The sequence below is a fragment of the uncultured Thiohalocapsa sp. genome (genome assembly GCF_913062725.1).
Lineage (GTDB): Bacteria > Pseudomonadota > Gammaproteobacteria > Chromatiales > Chromatiaceae > Thiohalocapsa.
Map to the genome: position 1 here is coordinate 1 of NZ_CAJXWY010000013.1, position 20,461 is coordinate 20,461.

The 20,461-nt window shown below is 68.2% G+C and carries 17 protein-coding genes; 5 read left to right on the forward strand and 12 right to left on the reverse strand.

Annotation, left to right across the window (positions count from 1 at the left end; genetic code table 11):
* Positions 1–421: 421 nt before the first annotated feature.
* The 7 genes from QZ588_RS05110 to msrB all read right to left on the reverse strand — a co-directional run bounded on the left by QZ588_RS05110 (position 422) and on the right by msrB (position 9,187).
* Positions 422–988, reverse strand: a complete 567-nt coding sequence (locus QZ588_RS05110) for a copper-binding protein (RefSeq protein ID WP_295540546.1) — start codon at positions 986–988, stop codon at positions 422–424.
* A 219-nt stretch (positions 989–1,207) separates the two neighbouring features.
* Positions 1,208–2,386: a 2-methylaconitate cis-trans isomerase PrpF gene (prpF, locus tag QZ588_RS05115; protein WP_295540548.1), complete on the reverse strand. Its 1,179-nt coding sequence runs from the start codon at positions 2,384–2,386 to the stop codon at positions 1,208–1,210.
* Between the two features lie 128 nt (positions 2,387–2,514).
* The gene (gene acnD / locus QZ588_RS05120) at positions 2,515–5,100 is read right to left on the reverse strand and encodes a Fe/S-dependent 2-methylisocitrate dehydratase AcnD (RefSeq protein ID WP_295540649.1); all 2,586 of its coding nucleotides are present in this window, start codon (positions 5,098–5,100) and stop codon (positions 2,515–2,517) included.
* Positions 5,101–5,135: 35 nt separating this feature from the next.
* On the reverse strand, positions 5,136–6,290 hold the full coding sequence (gene prpC / locus QZ588_RS05125; RefSeq protein ID WP_295540550.1) for a 2-methylcitrate synthase: 1,155 nt from the start codon (positions 6,288–6,290) through the stop codon (positions 5,136–5,138).
* A gap of 791 nt (positions 6,291–7,081) precedes the next feature.
* Positions 7,082–7,507, reverse strand: coding sequence for a hypothetical protein (locus QZ588_RS05130; protein WP_295540551.1), 426 nt, complete (start codon positions 7,505–7,507; stop codon positions 7,082–7,084).
* A 65-nt stretch (positions 7,508–7,572) separates the two neighbouring features.
* Positions 7,573–8,550, reverse strand: a complete 978-nt coding sequence (gene lipA, locus QZ588_RS05135; RefSeq protein WP_295540552.1) for a lipoyl synthase — start codon at positions 8,548–8,550, stop codon at positions 7,573–7,575.
* Positions 8,551–8,788: 238 nt separating this feature from the next.
* Positions 8,789–9,187 (reverse strand): peptide-methionine (R)-S-oxide reductase MsrB, encoded by a 399-nt coding sequence (msrB, locus tag QZ588_RS05140; protein WP_295540553.1) that lies wholly within the window; start codon positions 9,185–9,187, stop codon positions 8,789–8,791.
* A gap of 173 nt (positions 9,188–9,360) precedes the next feature.
* Between msrB and QZ588_RS05145 the strand changes: the two genes are divergently transcribed.
* From QZ588_RS05145 to asd, 3 genes are all read left to right on the forward strand, one after another.
* Positions 9,361–10,551, forward strand: coding sequence for an alanine--glyoxylate aminotransferase family protein (locus QZ588_RS05145; RefSeq protein ID WP_295540554.1), 1,191 nt, complete (start codon positions 9,361–9,363; stop codon positions 10,549–10,551).
* 100 nt (positions 10,552–10,651) lie between these two features.
* Positions 10,652–11,239, forward strand: coding sequence for a hypothetical protein (locus tag QZ588_RS05150; RefSeq protein ID WP_295540555.1), 588 nt, complete (start codon positions 10,652–10,654; stop codon positions 11,237–11,239).
* A complete protein-coding gene (asd, locus tag QZ588_RS05155) occupies positions 11,236–12,147 on the forward strand; it encodes an archaetidylserine decarboxylase (RefSeq protein ID WP_295540556.1) in 912 nt (303 codons plus the stop codon). The genes QZ588_RS05150 and asd overlap by 4 nt, the downstream gene beginning before the upstream one ends.
* Positions 12,148–12,314: 167 nt before the next feature.
* On the opposite strand, the gene QZ588_RS05160 is transcribed toward asd, so the two are convergent.
* Both QZ588_RS05160 and QZ588_RS05165 read right to left on the reverse strand, forming a co-directional pair.
* On the reverse strand, positions 12,315–13,340 hold the full coding sequence (locus tag QZ588_RS05160) for a hypothetical protein (RefSeq protein WP_295540558.1): 1,026 nt from the start codon (positions 13,338–13,340) through the stop codon (positions 12,315–12,317).
* 645 nt (positions 13,341–13,985) lie between these two features.
* The gene (locus QZ588_RS05165; RefSeq protein ID WP_295540559.1) at positions 13,986–14,411 is read right to left on the reverse strand and encodes a hypothetical protein; all 426 of its coding nucleotides are present in this window, start codon (positions 14,409–14,411) and stop codon (positions 13,986–13,988) included.
* A gap of 263 nt (positions 14,412–14,674) precedes the next feature.
* Between QZ588_RS05165 and QZ588_RS05170 the strand changes: the two genes are divergently transcribed.
* Entirely contained in the window at positions 14,675–15,898 is a 1,224-nt protein-coding gene (locus QZ588_RS05170; RefSeq protein ID WP_295540561.1) for an AI-2E family transporter, read from the forward strand.
* On the opposite strand, the gene QZ588_RS05175 is transcribed toward QZ588_RS05170, so the two are convergent.
* The 3 genes from QZ588_RS05175 to QZ588_RS05185 all read right to left on the reverse strand — a co-directional run bounded on the left by QZ588_RS05175 (position 15,833) and on the right by QZ588_RS05185 (position 19,024).
* Positions 15,833–16,597, reverse strand: coding sequence for an anaerobic ribonucleoside-triphosphate reductase activating protein (locus QZ588_RS05175; RefSeq protein ID WP_295540562.1), 765 nt, complete (start codon positions 16,595–16,597; stop codon positions 15,833–15,835). The genes QZ588_RS05170 and QZ588_RS05175 overlap by 66 nt on opposite strands.
* A 117-nt stretch (positions 16,598–16,714) precedes the next feature.
* Entirely contained in the window at positions 16,715–16,909 is a 195-nt protein-coding gene (nrdD, locus tag QZ588_RS05180; protein WP_295540564.1) for an anaerobic ribonucleoside-triphosphate reductase, read from the reverse strand.
* A complete protein-coding gene (locus tag QZ588_RS05185; RefSeq protein ID WP_295540566.1) occupies positions 16,910–19,024 on the reverse strand; it encodes a ribonucleoside triphosphate reductase in 2,115 nt (704 codons plus the stop codon). It lies immediately after the preceding gene.
* A 435-nt stretch (positions 19,025–19,459) separates the two neighbouring features.
* Here QZ588_RS05185 and QZ588_RS05190 point away from each other — a divergent pair, with 435 nt between their 5' ends.
* Entirely contained in the window at positions 19,460–20,407 is a 948-nt protein-coding gene (locus tag QZ588_RS05190) for an NAD(P)-binding domain-containing protein (RefSeq protein ID WP_295540568.1), read from the forward strand.
* Positions 20,408–20,461 lie beyond the last annotated feature (54 nt).

A 20,461-nucleotide genomic window follows, 5' to 3' on the forward strand; every position in this document is an offset into this window, starting at 1 on the left:
ACGTGGAGCCCGTGCTCGCGGCCTACATGGATGCGTACGGAGTCAAGAACCCACCGTCGCGGTAGTGCCCGAACGCGAAATCTCGGTCGGGGCCTGTTGCCGTAGATCGCGTCGCCGAACCGAGAGGGAGCAGTTCAATGCGCATCCAAGCCGCTCCTCTGGAGTCGATCATCGTTGCGGCGTATCGCCGGCCGCAAGTCCTGCGCTGGGCGCTGCGCAGCATCCGGCGGCAGACCTTGGAAGACTGTGAATCGAGATCAACGGCTTCCCGATCATCGGTATCCGCTGCCGCGATTCGGCGCCCTGGAATCACCCCAACCGCGACGGGCCGTGGCGGTCCTGCGGCCCGGCACGAAAAAGCCGCCCGTCGGTGGCCTTGCTCGCGGGGCCCGATGCCGAGCCCCCAGGCGGCGCGTTGCGGTTATTTGACCGTGACTTCGCCGGTGATGACGTTGCGGAACCGGGCGACGACGCCGTCACCCACCTTGAGCTCGTCCAGCAGGGCCTGGCTCTGTACCGGAAACACGCGGGTGGTCTCGGCGCCCTTGACGGTGACGGTGCCGGCGGCCTTGTCGACGCCGACCACTTTGCCGTAGAGCGTCAGCTCGTCGGTGATGGTGCCCGCAGGCTTGTCGCCCGGCTTCGCCGTGACCTCGGTCTCGCCTTCGGCGCCCATGGCGCCGGCGTCGCGACCGGTCTGCAGCTCGATGAGCGCCGTGGTGGTCTCGGTGATGCTCACCCTGTCGCCGATCTTGATCTCGTCCAGGCGCGTCACCTCCGGCGGCACGTGCAGCACCTTGTAGGTGCCATCGGCGAGCTTGAGGGTCATCAGACGGGTATCGGTGTTCACCACCATGACCTCGCCGTCGACCGCGGTCTCGATGACACTGGCGGCGACGGGCTGGGTTTGCAAATCCACCTCGGCGGAGAGCGGACCGACGAGCAACAGACTCATGGCGGCCGCGGTGAGGGCGGTGTGACGGAACATAAGGGGGACTCCTCGTCTGGTATGAGCGCAATGGCTACATGGCTGTTTTGGCCACCGACACGGCTGCCGCCGTCCGGACCTCGTCGCAGCCTACCCGCCCCGCCATGGGCCAACAAGCACTGCTCGTCTCGCCGATCTGCCGCTGACGCAAAATCGTTCGCGTCGGACCGCGCAGCGGACCCGATCGGCCGCAGCGGCCCGACAGTGGTCCGGTTTCGGTCAGAAGGCGTCGCCGGGTAACCGCACCCAGCCCTCCATCAGCACCCGCGCGCTGCGGCTCATGGTGACCTTGTCGATGCGCCAGTGGCCGTCGTGCTCGGCTGCGGCGGCGCCAACCTTGAGCGTGCCCGACGGGTGACCAAAGGTGACGGTTTCCCGCGCAGCGCCACCGGCGGTCCGGCTTACCAGGGTGCCGGGAATGGCCGCGGCGCCGGCGATGGCCACCGCCGCCGTGCCCATCATGGCGTGGTGCAGCTTACCCATGGACAGGGCGCGGACATTGAGGTGGATGTCCGCGGCCTTGACGGTCTTGCCGCTGGCGGCGGTGTAACCCTGCGGCGGCGCGCAGAAGGCCACCTTCGGCGTGTGCTGACGGGCGGCGGCCTCGGTCACTTGCCCGATCAGCCCCATGCGCACGGCGGCGTGGGCGCGGAGGGTCTCGAAGCGCGCCAGGGCGGCCGGATCATCGTTGACGGCGGGCTGCAGCTCGGTGCCGTCATAGCCCAGATCCTCAGCCCGCAGGAACACCGTGGGGATACCGGCGTTGATCATGGTCACCTCGAAGCGCCCGACACCCGGCACATCCAGCGCATCCATCCGGTTGCCGGTGGGAAACACGGCCTCGCCGTCGGCGATGGGACGCACGAACTCCACCGGCACCTCGGCGGCCGGAAAGGCCACGCCATCCAGCTCGAAGGCGCCGGTCTCCTGCACCTGGCCGTTGGTGATGGGCACGTGATTGACGATGGTCTTGGCCGTGTTCTGCTGCCACACCCGCACCGCACAGACGCCGTTGTCGGGGATGCGCGCCGGGTCCACCAGGCCATGGCTGATGGCGAAGGCGCCGACCGCGGCGCTTAAGTTGCCGCAGTTGCCGGACCAGTCCACGAAGGGCGCGTCGATGGAGACCTGTCCGAACAGATAATCCACGTCATGGTCCGGGCGCGCGCTCCTGGACAGGATCACCGTCTTGGAGGTGCTGGACGTGGCGCCGCCCATGCCGTCGGTGTGCTTGCCATAGGGGTCCGGGCTGCCGATGACCCGCAGCAGGAGCTTGTCCCGTGCCTCACCCGGCACCTGGGCGGGCTCCGGGAGATCGTCGAGCTTGAAGAAGATACCCTTACTGGTGCCGCCGCGCATGTAGGTTGCAGGGATTCTGATCTGGGGTGGGTGGGGCATCGACTGTATTCTTTTGGAGGCGATGTCTGGGTTGCGGAGCGGGCTGCCCGAGCTTCTCCAGACTTGGGCGCATTCATGAATCTTATGGGCAAGCTTCGCTGCGTCACTGCAGCGGATCGAATCCCACCTCAGGCCGCGGCCACAAAGTCCTGCGCAAACCGCTGCAGCACGCCGCCGGCGGCATAGACCCGCTTCTCCTCGGCCGTATCCAGCCGGCAGGTGACCGGGATCGCCACCTGCTCGCCGTTGCGGCGGTGCATGACGACCGTCAGCTCGGCCCGGGGCGCCGGCGCGCCGACCACATCGAAGGTCTCGGTGCCATCGATGGCGTAGGTATACCGGCCCTCGCCGTCGCGGAACTGCAACGGCAGCACCCCCATGCCGACGAGGTTGGTGCGGTGGATGCGCTCGAAGCCTTCGGCGACGATGGCCTCGACCCCCGCCAGGCGCACGCCCTTGGCCGCCCAGTCGCGGGACGAGCCCTGGCCGTAGTCCGCGCCGGCGATGATGCACAGCGGCTGGCCGCGGCTCATGTAGGTCTCGATGGCCTCCCACATGCGCATCTGCTCGCCGTCCGGCTCCACCCGGGCCAGGGAGCCCTGGATGATCTCGCCCTTGTCATCCCGGACCATCTCGTTGAAGAGCTTGGGGTTGGCCAGGGTGGCACGCTGGGCGGTGAGATGGTCGCCGCGGTGGGTGGCGTAGGAATTGAAGTCCGCTTCGGCCAAGCCCATGCGCGCCAGGTATTCACCGGCGGCGCTGGTGGCCAGGATGGCGTTGGACGGCGACAGATGGTCGGTGGTGATGTTGTCGCCGAGGATCGCCAGCGGGCGCATGCCCCGTAGCGCGGGCGCCGCGGCCAAGTCGCCTTCCCAATACGGCGGCCGGCGGATGTAGGTGCTCGTGGCGCGCCAGTCGTAGAGCGGGCTGTCGGCCCGCTCGCGGGCGCCCTGCGCGAACATGGGCGTGTAGATCTGCTGGAACTGCTCCGGCTTGACATACTGCTCGACGATGGCGTCGATCTCCGCATCCGACGGCCAGATGTCATTGAGCGTAATGGCGTTGCCGTCGGCGTCGGTGCCCAGCGCGTCGCGCTCGATGTCGAAGCGCACGGTGCCGGCGATGGCATAGGCCACCACCAGCGGCGGCGAGGCCAGGAAGGCCTGCTTGGCATAGGGGTGGATGCGGCCGTCGAAGTTGCGATTGCCCGAGAGCACCGCGGTGGCATAGAGATCGCGGTCGATGATCTCCTGCTGGATGTTGGGGTCCAGCGCCCCGGACATGCCGTTGCAGGTGGTGCAGGCGTAGCCGACGATGCCGAAGCCGAGCGCCGTAAGCTCCGGCAGCAGGCCCGCGGCCTCCAGGTACAGCCGCGCCACCCGGGAGCCCGGCGCGAAGGAGCTCTTCACCCAGGGCTTGCGGGTCAGGCCAAGCTGGTTGGCCTTGCGCGCCAGGAGGCCGGCCGCCACCACATTGCGCGGATTCGACGTGTTGGTGCAGGAGGTGATGGCGGCGATGATCACGGCGCCGTCGGGCAACTCGCCCTGCTGCGCCGTCCAGGCGCCGGCGATGCCCCGCTCGGCCAGGGCCGACGTGGGCAGCCGACGGTGAGGGTTGGAGGGGCCGGCCATGGTGCGGCCGACGGTGGACAGATCGAACGTCAGCACGCGGTCGTATTCGGCGGCGGCCAGATCATCGGCCCAAAGGCCCGCGGTCTTGGCGTAGGTCTCCACCAGTGCGACCTGCTCCGGGTCGCGGCCGGTGAGCTTGAGATAGGCGATGGTCTGCTCGTCGATGGCGAACATGCCGGCGGAGGCGCCGTACTCGGGCGTCATGTTGGCGATGGTCGCCCGGTCGCCGATGGTGAGCGAGCGGGCGCCGGTGCCGAAGAACTCCAGATAGGCCGAGACCACCTTGGCGTTGCGCAGGAATTCGGTGAGCGCCAGCACGATGTCCGTCGCCGTAATGCCCGGCTGGCGCTTACCCGTCAGCTCCACGCCGACGATCTCCGGCAGCCGCATCATGGTGGGGCGCCCGAGCATGACCGTCTCGGCCTCCAGGCCGCCGACGCCGATGGCGATGACACCCAGGCAGTCCACGTGCGGGGTGTGGGAGTCGGTGCCGACGCAGGTGTCCGGAAAGGCCACGCCGTCCCGGCGCTGGATCACCGGCGACATCTTCTCCAGGTTGATCTGGTGCATGATGCCGTTGCCCGCCGGGATCACATCCACGTTGTCGAAGGCCGTCTTGCACCAGTCGATGAAGTGGAAGCGGTCTTCGTTGCGGCGGTCCTCGATGGCGCGATTCTTAGCGAAGGCGTCGGTATCGAAGCCGGGCGCCTCCACCGCCAGGGAGTGGTCGACGATGAGCTGGGTCGGCACCACCGGGTTCACCTTGGCGGGATCGCCGCCGCGCTCGGCGATGGCGTCGCGCAGGCCCGCCAGGTCCACCAGCGCAGTCTGTCCCAGGATGTCGTGGCAGACCACGCGTGCCGGGTACCAGGGGAAATCCAGCTCCCGCTGATGGTGGACGATCTGTGCGAGTGCCTCGGGCAGCGCCTGCGGATTGCAGCGGCGCACCAGCTGCTCCGCCAGCACGCGCGCGGTGTAGGGCAGCTTGGCATAGGCGCCCGGCGCCATGGCCTCCACGGCCTCGCGGGCATCGAAATAGTCCAGGTCGGTGCCCGGCAGGGGCTTGCGGTATGCGGTGTTCATCATGCCATGCGTTGCGCGCGCCTGTTGTCGAAACCTCAGCGATCCTCGATGGGGACCCAGGTACGGTTCTCGGGGCCCACGTAATTCGCGCTCGGGCGAATGATTTTCTTGTCGATGCGCTGCTCGATGACGTGCGCCACCCAGCCGCTGGTGCGCGAAATCACGAACAGCGGCGTGAACAGCGCCGTCGGCACACCCATCTGCGCATAGGACACCGCCGAGAACCAGTCCAGGTTCGGGAACATCTTCTTGAGGTTCCACATCACCTGCTCCAGCCGCGCGGCGACGTCGAACATGCGCATGTCGCCGTTGGCCTCGGACAGGCGCTTGGCGACGGACTTGATCACCTCGTTGCGGGGGTCGCCGACGGTGTAGACCGGGTGCCCGAAGCCGATGACGATTTCCTTGCGCCCCACCCGCTCGGTGATGTCGGCCTCGGCCGCGTCGGCGCTGGCGTAGCGTTGCTGGATCTCGCAGGCGGCCTCGTTGGCGCCCCCATGCTTGGGCCCGCGCAGGGCGCCGATGGCGGCGGTGAGGGCGCTGTACATGTCCGAGTTGGTACCGGCGACGACGCGCCCCGTAAAGGTGGACGCGTTGAACTCATGCTCCGCGTAGAGGATCAGCGAGGTGTGCATGGCCCGCTCCCAGTCCGCGGCGGGCGCCGTGCCGTGCAGCAGGTGCAGAAAGTGTCCGCCGATGGAGGCGTCGTCCGTCTCCACCTCGATGCGCCGGCCATTGTGCGCAAAGTGGTACCAATAAAGCAGCATGGAGCCGAAGCTCGCCATGAGCCGGTCGCCGATATCGCGGGCGGCCGCCGTCGGCATGGCGGGCGACTCGGGCTCCAGGGCGCCGAGCACCGAGCAACCGGTGCGCAGCACATCCATGGGGTGCGCCGATGGCGGCAGCTGCTCGAGCGCCGTCTTCAACGCCGCCGGGAGGCCACGCAGGCCGCGCAGCTTGCGCTTGTAGGCAGCAAGCTCGGCGCGGCTCGGCAGCCGCTCGTGGATCAGCAGGTGGGCGATTTCCTCGAACTCCGCGTGGTCGGCGAAATCCAGGATATCGTAACCGCGGTAGTGCAGATCGTTGCCAGTGCGCCCGACGGTGCACACGGCGGTATTGCCCGCCGTCACACCGGACAGGGCGACGGCCTTCTTGGGCTTCGGCTTGGGTTGGTTATCGGCATCGGTCATGGGCCCCTCCTCGGTGGTTGATCTGCGCGGACGACACGACGCAAGCGTACCCGGAAACCCGGACATCGGCCCGAGTGCGATGGCTGTGCCCCGACGCACCGGCGCCGGCACGCCACATGTGGCCGTCGCCACCGCTTCGCTCGGGGCCCGAACGCAGCATGTCCCGCCAAAACCCCTAATCTCGCCCAAGGGTAGCCCCGAGGCGGAATACTTGGCAAACCGTCCGCTTCCACACCAACCGCAGGTCCGTGCTCAATCGAAGCCCACGCGCCCGAAGCCCACGCGCCGGCCCGAGCGCGAAGCGGCGTCAGCCGCAACAGGGCAACGCAAGTCGGGCAAACATGACTCGACGGGCCATCGCCGCACCTGTTGGTCGCTTGGCAACGATGGCTCAGACGCTTTTTCGTGATCGCAGCTCAGCGTGCGCATCCACTTGGTGGCAGCCGAATCTTTGCACAGAGCCTGTGGATAACTCTGTGGAAGAAGCTGGTGTAAAGCCGCTAAGTCCCTGACTTAGAGACATTCCCGAGCAACTGACCAGAACTTGGTCAAACCTCATTAACTCTTTATAATCAGAGACTTAAATCTCAGCCCCTGAGCGGTTCGCGGGTCGCACGGCCCAGCGTGCCGAGCGAATCCCGGTGGCGATGACTTGTGCATAATTGGCATCAGCCCCTGCTGAGGCGGGGCCGGGGCGCTCGGGATGTTTGCTGTAGAGCAGATATGCCCGCCCACCCGGGGGCGCAGGACACCGAAGGGTGGCCCGGGCCAATCCTCAGGGCGTAAGCCCGTCAAGGCGGGTGATCCCCCGGGTCGTCGGTCCCCGCCTGATCGGCCGCTTCCGCCGCGGCGGCGAAGCGGGTGAATAACAGACTCGGCAGCACGGCGATGGCAGCAACGCTCATCAGCGCCACCGCGTACAGCCCCAGCCAAACGCTCGTGCGCCGCGCGACGACCACCAGCAAGCCCGTCGCCAGCAGCGCCGCGCCACCGAGCATCACCGCCTGTCGCAAGGCGGGATCGCCGACGTGCGCCGGCGTCTGCGCAGGCGTCAACGCCGAGAGCAGCAGCAGATTCACCACCAGCATCAGCGCCGCATTGGGCACCGAAAAGGGCGCATAGCCGTAACGCCGCAGCGCAGCCCGGTTGAGCGCATAGACACTGCCCAGCAGCGCCATGAAGACACCGAAGGCAAGCAAGAGCCAGAGCCAGGCCATCGGCACTCAGCCATGCAACGGCGCCAGCATCGACGCCGCCGGCGACGATACGGCGGCCGGGCCCATCATGCGCGGGCCAGCGCCTGCGCCTGCTGGTCGGCGTGATAAGAGGAGCGCACCATGGGGCCACTCGCGACCGCGGAGAAACCCATGGCCTGCGCCTCGGCGGCCAGCTCATCGAACGCCGACGGGGTCCAGAAGCGCTTCACCGGCAGATGGTCGCGACTCGGCTGCAGGTATTGCCCCAGCGTGAGCATGTCGCAGCCGTGGACGCGCAGATCCCGGAGCACGGCCAACACCTCTGCACGCGTCTCACCGAGGCCGAGCATGAGCCCGGACTTGGTGGGCACGTCAGGATGCCGCGCCTTGAAGGCCGCGAGCAGGTCCAGTGAGCCCTGATAGTCGGCACCGGGGCGCGCTTCACGATACAACCGCGGCACGGTCTCCAGGTTGTGGTTGAACACATCCGGCACGGCGGTGCCGGTGAAGGCATCCAGGGCCCGCGACTCGCGGCCGCGGAAATCCGGCACGAGCACTTCCAGACGGATCTCGGGGCTACGGGCGCGCACGGCACGTAGACAGGCGGCGAAATGCCCGGCGCCACCGTCACGCAGGTCGTCGCGGTCCACCGAAGTGATGACCACGTAGCGCAGACCCATGCGGGCGATGGACGCGGCGAGGTTCTCGGGCTCCGCCGCGTCCAGCGGCTGCGGTCGGCCGTGGGCGACATCGCAAAAGGGACAGCGGCGGGTGCAGATGTCGCCGAGGATCATGAAGGTGGCCGTGCCATGGCCGAAGCACTCACCAAGATTCGGACACTGTGCCTCCTCGCAGACGGTGGCAAGCCCGCTCTCACGCAGCAAGCGCTTGATGCGACTCACCCCCGGCCCGGTGGGTGCCTTGGCCCGTATCCACTGCGGCTTGCGTGGTATTGCACCGGTGGGCTCGATCTTCACCGGGATACGGGCCACCTTGTCGCGGCCGCGCTGATGGGTGTCGGGCGAGTAACGGGAGGGGGCTTCGAGCGGACTGGCGTCGGGCATGGGGGACTCCGAAGATTCTGCAATGCTGGACGTGGCGCCCGGGGATGCAAGACCGGGCGCGTCTGCGGGCTTGGGCCCGCGGCGGGAGCGACAGTGTAACCGTAAATTACCTGGATTTTCGGTTGTTATGGGCTGAGTGGCGGGCATCGCCGCGGCAGCCGCCGCGCCCGCGGTGATTGCCCGCAGCCGCGGCGGGCGGTGGTCGTGGCTTGCGCTTGGCGGGGCCGCCAAGCACTGCTCAGCCCTCCGGCTCGAAGGCCAGCGAGATCGAATTGATGCAATAGCGCTGGCCGGTGGGCCGCGGGCCGTCCGGAAACACGTGACCGAGGTGTGCGCCGCAACGGGCGCAATGCACCTCGGTGCGTGTCATGCCGTGGCTGGTGTCCGTCTCGGTCGCGACGGCGCCATCGACGCTCGGCTGCCAGAAGCTCGGCCAACCGGTGCCGGAGTCGAACTTGTGCGCGGACGCAAACAGCTCGGCACCGCAACCGGCACAGCGATAGCGTCCGGCGTCCTTGGTTGCCCAGTAGGCCCCGGTGAAGGCGGGCTCAGTCCCCTGTTGGCGCAGGACACGATATTGTTCTGCGGTCAGCTCGCTACGCCACTCGGCATCGGATTTTTCGATCTTTTCGGTCATCAGACTCTCCTCACAACGCATTGGCGGACGATGAAACGACTACCCACCACATGACGGCAACGCGGCTCTGGCCGGATACGGTTGTGAGCGCAACCCCAGCGCCGTTATACTGACGGGCTCGCCCGTTCAGCCATCGGGCACCCCCAAGAGGCTGAAAGATAACGGAAACCGCCATGCAAATCAGCTCGTTCCAACCGCCCGTACGGACATTCATGGGGCCGGGTCCCGCCGATGTCCACCCACGTGTGAGCGCAGCGCTGGCGAGACCCACCGTCGGCCACCTGGATCCGGCGTTCGGCGCCATGATGGAAGAGCTGAAGTGCCTGCTGCGCTACGCGTTCCGTACCGACAACCCCCTCACCATGCCGGTGTCGGCCCCGGGGTCCGCGGGTATGGAGACCTGTTTCGTCAACCTGGTGGAGCCGGGGGATAAGGTGGTCGTCTGCATCAACGGCGTCTTCGGCGGGCGCATGCGCGAGAACGTGCGGCGCTGTGGCGGCGAGGCCGTCGTCGTCGAGGACGAATGGGGGCGGGCCGTAGACCCGCAGAAGCTGGAAGACACGCTCAAAGCCCATGCGGACGCCAGGCTGGTGGCCTTCGTGCATGCCGAGACATCCACCGGCGCCTGCTCGGACGTGAAAACCCTGACCGAGATCGCCCACCGTCACGACTGCCTGACCATCGTCGACGCCGTCACGGCCCTCGGCGGCTCGCCGCTGGAAGTGGATGCCTGGGGTATCGACGCCATCTACGCCGGCAGTCAGAAATGCCTGTCCTGCACGCCGGGCCTCGCCCCCATCAGCGTCAGCGAGCGGGCGCTGACCAAAGTCACCGGCCGCAGCACCCCGGTGCAGAGTTGGTTCCTGGATCTGAACCTGGTGCTCGGCTACTGGCAAGGCCCGACGGGCGGCGGCAAGCGTGCCTATCACCACACGGCACCGGTGAATGCGCTCTATGGTCTGCACGAGGCCCTGGTAATGCTCACCGAAGAGGGCCTCGAGGCGGCCTGGGAACGGCACTATCGTCACCATCTGGCGCTGCGCGCCGGGCTCGAGACGCTGGGTCTGGAGCTCGTGGTACCGGAGGCCGAGCGCCTGCCACAGCTTAACGTCGTCGCCGTGCCCGGCGGCGTTGACGAGGCGGCCGTGCGCTCGCGGTTGCTCAGCACCTACGGCCTCGAAATCGGCGCCGGGCTCGGCACCTTCGCCGGCAAGGTCTGGCGCATCGGGCTCATGGGCTACTCCAGTCGCGCCGAGAACATACTGCTTTGCCTCGCGGCGCTCGGCAGCGTCCTGAACGACGCCGGCCAGCAGGCGGACACCGGCGCAGCCCTGACCGCGGCACAAGCCATGCTGAGCCAGTGAGCTCGGCCACTGCGCCATCGGCGGTGCTCCGCACTTGAACCGGCCACCGCACAGCGCACGCGGTCGGCGGCGCGGCCGGGGGCTGCTGCCGCGACTGGTGATGGCGTTAGCCGCCATTGGTCTTTTCCTGCTGGCCTATCAATGGGGCAATCAATACCGATACGGCGGCGGCGAGCCGCCGGTCATCGGTGGTGTGCTCATCCGCCCGCCGCAGCCGCTACCGGACTTCGTGCTGTACGACACGACCGGTGAGCCGGTCGAGCGCGGCGCCCTCCTCAAGCGCTGGAGCCTCCTCGCCTTCGGTCATCTGTCCGGCGCCGGCGGCCACCGGGGCATCTCCCGACTGGTGGCGGTATCCAATCGCCTCGCCGACGTACCGGACGTGCGCGGGCGCCTCAGGCTGCTGCTGGCCACCGCGGATGCGGCCCCGTCCCTGGCGCGGGACTTCGAGCGGTTGTCTCCAACCATCGCCGTGCTGAGTGGCGAGCGCAACGCGATCACCGAGCTTGCGGCGGCCTTGGGGGCGGACGCGCAGCGCGTGCTCGACGGTGCTTCGGATACCCCACCGACCCTGTTCCTGGTGGATCCGCGCGCCGAGCTCGTGGCCATCTTCCCCGGCGCCCTGTCAGCGGCGACCATCGCCGAGGACGTTGCCGCGCTCGCCGAGCAGCGGGCACGCGAGTCATGAGCAACATCACCAACACCCGCGCCCGATGGCGCCTGCACGCGGCCTGGGAGCGCTTGTTCGTGGGCCTCCAGACGGTGTTGCCGCAGCATCCGCTGTCACGCGTCATGCACGGCCTGACAAGGCTGCCCGGGGGACCGATGACGCAGTTCGCCGTGGATGCCTTCGTGCGCGCCCATGGCGTCGACTTGCAAGACACGGCGCCGCCCGCACAACCGTCCTACCGAACCTTCAACGCGTTTTTCACGCGGGCATTGCGCCCGGATGCCCGCCCGCTGGACCCCAGACCCGAGGCTGTGCTGGCGCCGGTGGACGGGCGCATCAGCGAAATCGGCAACCTCCGGGGTCGGCGCCTGCTGCAGGCCAAGGGCCACACCTTCGATGTCCAAGCGCTGCTCGGCGGCGATGCCAGTCTGGCGGCGACCTTCAGTGACGGCGCCTTCGCGACTCTCTACCTGGCGCCTCAGGACTACCACCGGGTGCATATGCCGCTCACCGGCACGCTGCGCGACGCCTTCCATGTGCCGGGCCGGCTGTTTAGCGTCAACGCCGTCACCGCCAATCGGGTTCCGCGGCTCTACGCCCGCAACGAGCGCGTCGTGACCGTGTTCGAGACCGCCGCCGGGCCCATGGCGGTGGTGTTGGTGGGGGCGATCTTCGTCGGTGGCATCGAAACCGTCTGGCAGGGCGTCGTGACACCGCCACGGGGGCGCGCGCTGCGGCGTTTGCCAGTGCCGACACCGGCGCCGACGCTCGCCCGCGGCGCCGAGCTCGGGCGCTTCAACATGGGCTCCACCGTGGTGATGCTGCTAGCGCCGGGCCGGGTCGCCTGGCTGGCGGAGCGGCGGGCAGGACAGCCACTGCGCATGGGCAGTGCGCTGGGCCTGCTGACGGACGGTCCGGCCGTCTGAGAGGAAGCGCCGGGGGCACGGCGTCCAGCGACGCCAACGGCAGCCTGACACCTGCGGGATCAATGTCCCCGCAACCTGTGTTGCGGGGCCATGGGTGGGTCGGGCGCCGTTTGGACTGTCGCCGACGAGCGGCCAGTGCTTTCGGCGCGGATGTCTCCGTTATGCCCTCAGCGGCGTTCGGGCATCGGCGGCATCGGCGAGTATTGCGGCGCCCACATGGGGACCGGCCGGCTTGGCACCATGGGCCTCGGTGCAATCGGCACCACGAAGGTGTTCGGCCCGCCGGTGGGCACCAGGGGCATCAGCCGGCGCTCGGGCTCGCGCAGCATGGGCTTTGCGGTGGGCAGTTGTGCCGTTTGTGCTGGCGCTGCCGGCGCCTCCTCAGCGGGTGCGGCTTCCGCCGGTGGCTCCGACGCTGCTGCGGTTTCGGTGGGCTCGGCGGGCGCCGGGGCCGTGGCGGGCTCGGCGGCGGCCGGAGCGGGTGCCTCAGCGGCGGCTTGTGCGGGTGCCTCAGCAGCGGCCGGGGCAGGTGCCTCAGCAGCGGCCGGAGCGGTGGCCGGAGCGGGTGCCTCAGCGGCGGCCGGAGCGGGTGCCTCAGCGGCGGCCGGGGCAGGTGCCTCGGCGGCTGCCGGTGCTGCTGCGGGCTCGGCCGGCGTATCCGTCGTCGCGGGCGCCGCCGGCGTTGACGGGGCTGCCGCCGTCACCGGTGCCTCGGGCTCGGCCGGGGCCTGTTCCGCAGCCGGCTCGGCGGGCGCTTGTGCGGCGGCGGGCGCCTCGGCGGCGGCCGGCTCAGCAGTGGCCGCCGGCGTTGCGGCCGCGGCCTCCTGAACGGGTTGCGGAGCCTTTGCTTGCGCTGCGGCCTCCTCCTCCGCCGGCGCCGGCGCCGGCGCAGCTGGGCTCTCCTTGGGCGCCGCATCCGCAGCCGACGCCGTCGTGGCAGGCGCGGGTGGCGCCGCCGCTGCGACGGGCTCAGGCTGCGGCGGCTCCGCGACGGCGACGGTGCCGATGGGCGCGAGGTTTGCAGCCACCTCCGCCGGCGAGGGCGCATCGAGCTTGCTGGCGGTCTGTCCCAGCAGCAGATAGGCGCCCCCCACCACCAGAAAGACGACGGTGCCTTTCACCATCAGCGTTCCGATGTCGTTGGTGTAGAGCGTGGAAAACTGTTTAGCCAGCCAGGACAGTGCGTTGCTCACAGTCGTGATCCTCTGTTAAGGCGATGTGTTTATCGTGTGTGAAATCCGAGTGAAGTCTGGCTCCGGCACCTGAGGTACTGCGTGGGCGCGGACCGCATCCGGTCATTCGGCATGCCAGCGAGCCGCGGCCGGCGTGCGCCCCTGCGAACGACGCGGCCGGCGCCTGTCGTCGCGCATCGAAGCGCTGTCGCAGACCCTCCGAGTGCGGTCGCCCGATAGATCACGGGCCGTGGCCCGCAGCCCCGCGTCCGTGGCCCGTTCGGGCGCAGCTGTCGACGATCGATGCGCCCGACGCACCGACGCCCGCGACGGCCACCATGTGCGGATGCGGCAGCGGGCACGAGTGCGTCCGATGACCGCGCGCTGAGTCCGCAGCCTCCGAGCTGTTTGCTCGCCCGGCCCGTAGCCAACGTGCCGCGGGCGCCGTACGCTGCCTCAACGGCGGCTCCGATGCAAGGGGGCGAGTGGACCTTGTCCCGCGATACAGGCATTGCTCACTCAGGCTGGGAGTGCTCGTCGGCGGTTGCCGCCACCCGGTGCGTCGGCGCTGCGCCCGTCATTGTGGCTGAAGTTGCGGTCGGGGTGCGGCAAAATCCACCCATGCCGGCATGGAATTGGCCGCGCCGCGAAGGCCGCACCGGGAAGTTAGCGCGCCGGCACCTGAACGCCATGCTCGGCGAGCCACCGGACGTCGAGTTGCCAATCCACGCGCTCCACGTCTGGCTGGCCGAGGATCAACGTCTGCGCGCGCTTTTGATGCTCGATGAGCGCCTGCTGGGCGGCTACCATCGCGGGGTCGTCCTGGGCCTTGCCGGCGAGGCCGGGCTCAACGATCTCGAGAAAGCGCATGGCGGGGACGGCGAAAGAGCGCGGTGTCGAAATCATCGCCACACCGTCATCATAATCGACGACCCGAAAGTCGTAGACGTAGCCGGCGAGCGCGGGGTCGGATTCGAGCACGGCGTTCAGCGCGCCGACGCGCGGGTTCCAGCTCACACTCACCCACCAAACGAGCAGACCGAGCACGATGGCGACGAGGGCAACGCTGTAGTTACGCGTGAAGGTATCCATGGGCATCTCCAGCAGGCGGCGTGAGCCACTTGATATTCCGCGGCCACCGGCCGCATAGGCTGAGCACAGGGTGCCTGTGCCTGCGCACGGCGCGCCATGAAGAACCGCAAGGGCGGGCCCAGAGCAGGTCACCAGCCGCAGCCGTGACGATGCTCGAGCAGGCCATGCCCGCAACCATCGCTCCATCCACGCCCGTGCACGGGCGGCCGTTGCACGCCCCCGCCCATTCCATCCCGAGCCAGGAACGACGATCCACACAGGCGATGACACAGAACAACCTCAACAAACTGGTGCTGCTGGCCCTGGTGGCAGTGATCTCGCTGCTCTTCCTCGGCATGATCGCCCAGTTTCTGATGGCCATCCTCATGGCCGGGCTGTTTTCGGCCCTGACCCAGCCGGTGTTTCGCTGGCTCACCCGGCTCTTCGGTGGCAACCGCTACCTGGGTGCCGCGGTGAACCTTTTGCTGCTGGTGCTGGTGGTCCTCCTGCCGGTGGCGCTGCTCGCCGGCGTGTTCATCGCGCAGGCCATGGACGTGGGCAGGTCGCTGACGCCCATCGCGGTGGAGTTCGTGCGCGAGCCCGAGGCGTTCGTGAGCTGGCTGCAGAATCTGCCGTATTACCACGAGGTGATGGCCTACGAGGACGAGCTGAAAAACCGCCTCGCCGCCTCTATCGAGGCAGCCGGGAGCGTTCTGGTGGGCGGGTTATCGCAGGTGGCCATCGGCACCGTAAACCTATTGTTCATGGCGCTCGTGTTCCTCTACACGTTCTTTTTCTTCCAGCTCGACGGCCACAAGGTGGTGCACGCCATCCTGTACTACCTGCCGCTGGAGGATCGCATGGAACGGCGCCTGCTCACCAAGTTCACCCTGGTGACTCAGGCCATGCTCAAGGGCACCTTCCTGATCGGTCTGCTGCAGGGCGCGCTGGCGGGTATCGCCTTCGGCATCGCGGGCGTGCCGCAGGCCGTCTTCTGGGGCACCGTGATGGCGGTACTGTCCATCGTCCCCGGCATTGGCTCGGCGGTGGTCTGGGTGCCGGCGTCCATCATTCTCGTGCTGCAGGGCAGTGTCGCCGCCGGCATCGGACTGTTTGTGTTCTGTGCGCTGGTGGTAGGCAGCATCGACAACCTCCTGCGGCCCATCCTGGTGGGCAAGGACACCAACATGCACGAGCTCATGATCTTCTTCGGGACCCTCGGCGGACTCTTCACCTTTGGCATGGCGGGGCTGTTCGTCGGGCCGGTGATCGCCTCCCTGTTTCTCACCATCTGGGAGATCTACGGCGAGGCCTTCCATGACGTGCTGCCGGCGGTGGCGGATGAGACCGTACAGGCGCCAGCCCGCGCTGTTGCCAGGGACGATGCGTACGACGACGCCACCGCCGCCGCCATGGCCGCCGCCGTGTCCTCGTCCGACGCGTCACCGGTCGCCGGGGACACGGCGGCCGCGCTTGAGCGACGCAGCGACGACGCCGCCCCGCAGTGAGAACCGCGCGAACCGCTGTGCCGAAGCAACGATATCCGGATCAGATGCCGTCAGCCGTCGAGGCACGGAGTCGCTTCCGTACGGCCCCGCGAACTCCTGACACTGCTGCAGCGCCCAACATCCGACACCTGCATCAACGATACGCTTTGATAGACTCTCTAGGTACACTTGATCATCCATGCCGGGCATGGGCGTCGTGCGGACTTCGAGATCCACGCCGGCATCCAGCAGCAGGCACAGGCTCTCCCACGCCGGCGCCCCGGAGCCGGCGGCGCCGGTGATGCGGGGGTAGTCCTCGGGCAGGGCCTTGATGTCGAGACCCACCCAGTCCACCAGTGGCAGGAGCCGGGCGAGGCGCGCCGGATAGGGTCCGCCGGTGTGCAGGCCGATCTTGAAGCCCAGGGCGCGGACTTCGGCCATGGCCGCGGGGAGCGCGCGCTGCGCCGTCGGCTCGCCGCCGGAGAAGACCACGGCGTCGAGCAGGCCGTAACGTTGCTCGAGGAAATTGAGCACCTCGGGCCAGGCGGGCTCGGACGGGCCGTCCGGGTTTTGGAGGTCGGCGTTGTGGCAGTAGGGGCAGCGCCAGGGGCAGCCGCGGCAATAGATCACCGCCGCCAGCTCGCCCGGGTAGTCGACGCTGGTGAGCGGGGTGAGGCCGCCGATGCGCAAGCGCTCGGCATTGTCGACAGAACCGGTCATTGCGCCTTTTGCCTTGGATCGATGCTTGGATTGGCTATCGGCTCGCCGCAGGAGCCGGCATCAACCACGAAGCGCATCGCGGCCGTGCGGGGCAGGTGGCAGACCCATTCGGCCTGCTCAGGCGAGCTCGGCGCGGCGCGGATGCTCGGCCCGGGCGCCGCCGGGCTGCTCGCTGAAGCAAGTGCGCTCGCGGTGCTCGGACTGCTTGCCGGTGTTGAATGCGCTCACCGGGCGGTGATAGCCCATGACGCGGGTCCAGACCTCACAGCGGGTGCGCTCTGCGTCCTGGATCTCGATGCCATCGATGATCATCTATCGGCTCCTCGTTGGTTTTGCGGTTGAAAGGTTGGGTTGCATGGGCGGCTCGCAGGTCTTGTGATCGCTAGGTATCCCGGCCCGCTCCTTGCGCTTCTTCTCGATCAGCGCCGCATCGCACTTCGGGCAGAACGCGTGCTCGCCGGCGATGTAGCCGTGGTGCGGGCAGATGGAGAAGGTCGGGGTGACGGTGATGTAGGGCAGGCGGAAGTTGGTGAGCGCGCGCCGGACCAGACGCTTGCAGGCGTCGGCGGAGCTGATCTGCTCGCCCATGTAGAGGTGCAGTACGGTGCCGCCGGTGTACTTGGATTGCAGCTCATCCTGCATGGCGAGGGCCTGGAAGGCATCGTCGGTGTAGCCCACCGGCAGTTGGGAGGAGTTGGTGTAATAGGGTGCGTCCTCCGAGCCGGCCTGGATGATGCCGGGGCAGCGCTTCTTGTCCTCGCGAGCGAAGCGGTAAGTGGTCCCCTCCGCCGGCGTCGCCTCCAGGTTGTAGAGGTGGCCTGTCTCCTCCTGGAACTGCACCATACGCTCGCGCACGTGATCCAGCAGCCGCGCCGCGAAGGCGTGGCCCCCGTCGGTGGTGATGTCTTCGGCGTCGGCGGTGAAGTTGCGGATCAGCTCGTTGATGCCGTTGACACCAATGGTGCTGAAGTGGTTGCGCAGGGTGCCGAGATAGCGCCTGGTGTAGGGGAACAGGCCGGCGTCCATGTGCCGCTGGATGACCTTGCGCTTGAGCTCCAGGCTCTTTTTGGCCAGCTCCATCAGCTCGTCCAGGCGGGCCAACAGCCCCGGCTCGTCGCCGGCGTGGGTGAAGCCAAGGCGGGCACAGTTGATGGTGACGACGCCGAGCGAGCCGGTCTGCTCCGCGGAGCCGAACAGGCCGTTACCGCGCTTGAGCAGCTCCGATACGTCGAGGCGCAGGCGGCAGCACATGCTGCGGACCATGTTGGGCGCCATGTCGGAGCTGACGAAATTGCTGAAATACGGGAGACCGTACTTGGCCGTCATCGAGAACAGCCGCTCGGTATTCTCGGCGTCCCACGGGAAGTCGTCGGTGATGTTGTAGGTCGGAATCGGGAAGGTGAAGATCCGCCCCTTGGCATCGCCCTCGGTCATCACCTCGATATAGGCGCGGTTGATCAGATCCATCTCGGCCTGGAGCTCGCCGTAGGTAAAGGGCTGCTCCTCGCCGCCGATGACCGGGACCTGTGCCCGCAAATCCTCCGGGCAGACCCAGTCGAACGTGAGATTGGTAAAGGGCGTCTGGCAGCCCCAGCGGCTCGGCACGTTCAGGTTGTAGATCAGTTCCTGGATGTACTGCTTGACCTGGCGGTAGCCGAGGCCGTCGATGCGCACGAAGGGCGCCATGTAGGTATCGAAGCTGGAGAAGGCCTGGGCACCCGCCCACTCGTTCTGCAACGTGCCCAGGAAATTCACGATCTGCCCGACGGCGCTCGACATGTGCTTGGGCGGCCCGGCCTCCACCTTGCCCGGCACGCCGTTCAGGCCCTCGCTGAGCAGCGTGCGCAGGGACCAGCCGGCGCAGTAGCCGGCGAGCATGTCCAGGTCGTGGATGTGCAGATCGCCGGCGCGGTGCGCCTCCCCCACCTGCGGCGGATAGACATGGGAAAGCCAGTAGTTGGCGATCATCTTGCCGGAGGTGTTCAGGATCAGCCCGCCCAGCGAGTAGCCCTGGTTGGCGTTGGCCGACACCCGCCAGTCGGAGCGGTCCAGGTACTCGTTGATGGAGGTGGCCACATCCACCAGGGTGTGGCGGTCGCTGCGCAGCTTGGCGCGCTGCTCGCGGTAGACGATGTAGGAGCGCGCGGTCTCGAAGTGGTTGGCGGCGATGAGCGTCTGCTCGACGACGTCCTGGATGCCCTCGATGTCCGGCATCTGCGCAATGTCATCGCGACCGTAGCGATGTGCGAGCACCTTCACCACCTGCGCCGTCAGCAGCTTCGCTTCCGGCGCGTCGAATTCGCCGGTGGCCTGCCCGGCGCGCAGGATGGCGGATTCGATCTTGCCTGCGTCGAAGGGCACCTCGCCGCCGTCGCGCTTGGTAACCCGTGTCGGCAGCACTGCCAAGACCTTGACTGGCATCTCCATCCCGTCACCCTCGAATCATCTTAAGCACTATATATTGTGTCTGACATTATAGCGATCCCTAGATATAGCGAAAGCCCCTTGTCCAAAAAAGGTTGATGCGCGTCAGCGCGCAGCGCCCGTCGGCAACGCCATCAACCGCTTACCGCACCCTGCCGAGCCGCCGACGACAACGTGCCCGAGGTCGCAGCGGCCAGCCGCCGGCGCCGCCGGATGCGTGCTGTCCACGCGCAACCGCGCGCCGGCTTCAAGCATCGTAAACTGAGAGGCTTCCACACACGCGATTGGGCAGGGATTCGCGGGCCGCCGGCCAGCGCAGTCTCGATGCGGGATGCGCACGCCTGGCCTTGCGCACCCCGCCGCGGATGCTTGCCCGGTCTCACAAGCACCGGCGCCGGCCACGGCGCCGGTGTAGGTCAGCCAAGGAGACAGTCCCTGATGACAGCACGCATCGGCTTCATCGGCCTCGGAATCATGGGCCGACCCATGGCCCTGAACCTGCTCGCAGCCGGACACGCGCTCAGCGTCTACGCGCGCCGGGCAGACGCCATCACCCCTCTCATCGAGGCCGGCGCCCGCGCCTGCGAGAGCCCGGCCGCCGTCGCCCGCGAGACAGACATCGTCTTCACCATGCTCGCCGACACGCCCGACGTGGCCGAGGTGATTCTGGGCACCGGCGGGGCCAGGGCGGACGACAGCGCTGGCGAGGATGGCGACGGGGGCCGACGCGCCCGGGCCGTCATCGCCGGTATCCGCCCCGGCGGCGTGGTGGTGGACATGAGCACCATCTCGCCGGCGGTGACGCGGCAGATCGCCGCCGAGCTGACCGCCGCCGGGGCCACGATGCTCGATGCCCCCGTCTCCGGCGGCGACATCGGCGCCCGCGACGGCACGCTGTCCATCATGGTGGGCGGCCCGGCCGCCGCCTTCGCACGGGTCGAGCCGTTGTTTCAGGTGATGGGCCGGCACGTGGTGCACATCGGCGACCACGGCGCCGGGCAGGTCTGCAAGGCGTGCAATCAGATCGTGGTGGGCCAGACCATCGCCGGGGTCGGCGAGGCCCTGCTGCTGGCGGCGGCCGCCGGCGTGGACGGGGCGCGGGTGCGCGAGGCGCTGCTCGGCGGCTTCGCCGGCAGCCGCATCCTGGAAGTGCACGGCCAGCGCATGCTCGACGGCGACTACCAGCCGGGCTTCAAGGCCGCACTGCACCAAAAAGACATGCGCATCGTCCAGGAGACCGCCCATGCGCTCGGGCTCGCACTGCCGGGCTCGGCGCTGGTGGCACAGCTGTTGAACGCGCTGGTGGGCCAGGGCGAGGGCGAGCTCGACTCCGCCGCCGTGCATCTGGTGCAGCAGCGCCTGAGCGCGCGCGACGCATCGCACTAAGGCCTTTACAGGCCGAGGCCGGCGCCGTCGCCGCGCGCCGTCGCGGGCGGTGTC

Excerpts from the sequence above, each read along its gene's own strand:
- QZ588_RS05185 (WP_295540566.1), bottom strand. The coding sequence starts at position 19,024 with ATGGAGATGCCAGTCAAGGTCTTGGCAGTGCTGCCGACACGGGTTACC.
- asd (WP_295540556.1), top strand. The coding sequence starts at position 11,236 with ATGAGCAACATCACCAACACCCGCGCCCGATGGCGCCTGCACGCGGCC.
- QZ588_RS05170 (WP_295540561.1), top strand. The coding sequence starts at position 14,675 with ATGACACAGAACAACCTCAACAAACTGGTGCTGCTGGCCCTGGTGGCA.
- QZ588_RS05150 (WP_295540555.1), top strand. The coding sequence starts at position 10,652 with ATGGCGTTAGCCGCCATTGGTCTTTTCCTGCTGGCCTATCAATGGGGC.
- lipA (WP_295540552.1), bottom strand. The coding sequence starts at position 8,550 with ATGCCCGACGCCAGTCCGCTCGAAGCCCCCTCCCGTTACTCGCCCGAC.
- QZ588_RS05110 (WP_295540546.1), bottom strand. The coding sequence starts at position 988 with ATGTTCCGTCACACCGCCCTCACCGCGGCCGCCATGAGTCTGTTGCTC.
- QZ588_RS05175 (WP_295540562.1), bottom strand. The coding sequence starts at position 16,597 with ATGACCGGTTCTGTCGACAATGCCGAGCGCTTGCGCATCGGCGGCCTC.
- acnD (WP_295540649.1), bottom strand. The coding sequence starts at position 5,100 with ATGAACACCGCATACCGCAAGCCCCTGCCGGGCACCGACCTGGACTAT.
- msrB (WP_295540553.1), bottom strand. The coding sequence starts at position 9,187 with ATGACCGAAAAGATCGAAAAATCCGATGCCGAGTGGCGTAGCGAGCTG.
- nrdD (WP_295540564.1), bottom strand. The coding sequence starts at position 16,909 with ATGATCATCGATGGCATCGAGATCCAGGACGCAGAGCGCACCCGCTGT.
- QZ588_RS05130 (WP_295540551.1), bottom strand. The coding sequence starts at position 7,507 with ATGGCCTGGCTCTGGCTCTTGCTTGCCTTCGGTGTCTTCATGGCGCTG.
- QZ588_RS05145 (WP_295540554.1), top strand. The coding sequence starts at position 9,361 with ATGCAAATCAGCTCGTTCCAACCGCCCGTACGGACATTCATGGGGCCG.
- QZ588_RS05165 (WP_295540559.1), bottom strand. The coding sequence starts at position 14,411 with ATGGATACCTTCACGCGTAACTACAGCGTTGCCCTCGTCGCCATCGTG.
- QZ588_RS05190 (WP_295540568.1), top strand. The coding sequence starts at position 19,460 with ATGACAGCACGCATCGGCTTCATCGGCCTCGGAATCATGGGCCGACCC.
- prpC (WP_295540550.1), bottom strand. The coding sequence starts at position 6,290 with ATGACCGATGCCGATAACCAACCCAAGCCGAAGCCCAAGAAGGCCGTC.
- prpF (WP_295540548.1), bottom strand. The coding sequence starts at position 2,386 with ATGCCCCACCCACCCCAGATCAGAATCCCTGCAACCTACATGCGCGGC.